This is a genomic window from Pseudomonas sp. DF5, from assembly GCF_058148225.1.
Genome location: NZ_JBYVYM010000055.1, coordinates 1 through 2,380, shown reverse-complemented (window position 1 = coordinate 2,380; position 2,380 = coordinate 1). Strand labels below are relative to the sequence as shown.

Annotated in this window: 2 protein-coding genes; both read right to left on the bottom strand. The window is 59.5% G+C overall.

Annotation, left to right across the window (positions count from 1 at the left end; translation table 11 throughout):
- Positions 1-67: 67 nt before the first annotated feature.
- Positions 68-694: a LysE family translocator gene (locus AC30D7_RS28655; protein WP_490136317.1), complete on the bottom strand. Its 627-nt coding sequence runs from the start codon at positions 692-694 to the stop codon at positions 68-70.
- Between the two features lie 72 nt (positions 695-766).
- A complete protein-coding gene (locus tag AC30D7_RS28650) occupies positions 767-2,116 on the bottom strand; it encodes an NCS2 family permease (protein WP_019648216.1) in 1,350 nt (449 codons plus the stop codon).
- Positions 2,117-2,380: the final 264 nt, after the last annotated feature.

Genomic DNA, 2,380 nt, shown 5'->3' with positions numbered 1-2,380 from the left:
GGCTGCGTCGTTCACATGGCTGGAGAACGACAAAAAACTGTAGGAGCGAGGCTTGCCCGCGAAGCCCTTAGCGGCTCAACAATGACACCGCACCAGCCCCACTGAACAACCCGGCACTCACCCGGTTAAACCAGCTCTGCCCCTTGCCGCTACGCAGATATCGCGCCGCGCCATGAGCCCCCAGCCCATAAGCCAGCTTGCACAGCAGATCCAGCACGGTCCAGGTGGCAATCATCACCAGCAACTGCGGGAGGAACGGTTGTTCGGCGCTCAAAAACTGCGGCAGGAACGCTGCAAAGAACAAAATGTCTTTCGGGTTGCTGGCGCCGAGCATGAACGCGCGCCCGAACAGTGCACGAAAGCGTGGCACCGGCGCAGTCTGGGGCACTTCGGCGCCTTGGGAGGGTTGGCGTGATTGCTGCCAGCTCTGCCAGGCGAGGTAGAACAGGTACAGCGCGCCGACGATTTTCAGGGCGCTGAACAGCTGTTCCGACGCCAGCAACAATGCGCCCAAGCCGAGCGCCGAAGCGCTGAGCAGGCAGATCGAGGCAAACACGCCCCCGAGAAACGCCGGATAAGAACGGCGCAAACCGTAATTCAGACTGTTGCTGATCATCAGCAAAGACAGTGGCCCCGGTATCAGGATCACCACCAGCGCAGCGCCGCTGAACAGCAGCCAGGTTTCCAGACTCATCACTTTCCTCCCTATGCACAAAAGCCCCACCCGACGGGGTGAGGCTGGTTTGAAACGCGTACCGCGTGACGCTTACAAGAAGATGAACTTGGCGATGAAGATCGCGCAGAGCACCCACAGGCTCACCGAAATTTCCTTGTACTTACCGGTGCCGGCCTTCAGCGCCACGTAGGTGATGAAGCCCAGCGCGATGCCGTCGGCGACCGAGAAGGTCAGGGGCATCATGATCGCGGTGACGATCGCCGGAATGCTGTCGGTCGCTTCGTCCCATTCGATGTGCGCCATGCCGCCCATCATCAGCATCGCTACATAAATCAGCGCACCGGCGGTTGCATAAGCGGGGATCATGCCAGCCAGCGGGGCGAAAAACATTGCGGCAATAAATAGCACACCTACGGTCACGGCGGTAAGACCAGTCCGACCACCCGCCGCTACGCCAGCGGCACTTTCCACGTAACTGGTGACCGGCGGAACACCCACCACCGCCCCGAAAACGCTGGAGGCGCTGTCGGCTTTCATGGCGCGGGACAGGTTTTCGATCCGACCGTCAGCGTTCACCAGATTGGCGCGCTGGGCGACGCCCATCAAGGTGCCGGCGGTGTCGAACATGTGCACAAAGAGGAAGGCCAGCACCACACTGATCATGCTGACGTTGAACACGCCGGCGATGTTCATGGCCATCCAGGTCGGTGCCAGGCTCGGCGGGGCAGACATGATGCCCTCGTAGTGCACCAGGCCCAGGCCCCAACCGGCCAGGGTCACGGTGATGATGCTGATGAGGATCGCGCCGAACACTTTGTGGTAGCTGAGTACGGCGATCATCAGGAAGCAGATGGCAGCCAGCAGCGGACCAGGCTCGCGCAGGGAACCGAGTTTGATCAGGGTGGCCGGGCTATCGACGACAATGCCCGCGGTTTTCAGGCCGATCAGCCCCAGAAACAGACCCACACCAGCGCCCATTGCAAAGCGCAGGCTCACCGGAATGCTATTGAGCAGCCATTCGCGAATCCGGGAAAAGGTCAGGAACATGAACAACACACCGGACACGAACACCGCGCCGAGGGCGGTTTCCCAGTTGTAGCCCATGGTGCCGACCACGGTGTAGGTGAAGAACGCGTTCAGGCCCATGCCCGGTGCCAGGCCCACCGGCCAGTTGGCGTACAGGCCCATCAACAGGCAACCCAGCGCGGCGGCGATGCAGGTGGCCACGAACGCGGCACCGTGATCGATCCCGGCGTCGGCCATGATGTTGGGGTTGACGAAGATGATGTAGGCCATGGTGATGAAGGTTGTCAGACCGGCGATCAGCTCGGTCTTCACCGTGGTGCCGTGCAAGCTGAGTTTGAAGATGCGCTCCAGCCAGCCATTGCGTAACGGCGGCGAGAGTTCCAGCGTCGAGGCTTCGGATTTGCGGCTTTCCACAGCGAGTACTCCTCAAGAGTTTTATTGTTATTTCCAGGGCCGGACCCATGAGGGTGGCAGCGACCCTTTGAGGCACTTGCGAATTTGTTGACCTGATGGTCAGGAACTCGCACGAAGCGAATTATGCTTTTGTATACAAATAAAGCAAATAATGTTTTTGATTTTGTAGACGAAAAGTTTGGCAATAGGGATATATCGCCAGGAAGGACGCTTTCGCGGGCAAGCCTCGCTCCTACGGATTGAAGTCGTTCGCACGACAAAAAC

Coding starts and splice junctions, on each gene's coding strand:
- AC30D7_RS28655 (WP_490136317.1), bottom strand. CDS start 694: ATGAGTCTGGAAACCTGGCTGCTGTTCAGCGGCGCTGCGCTGGTGGTG.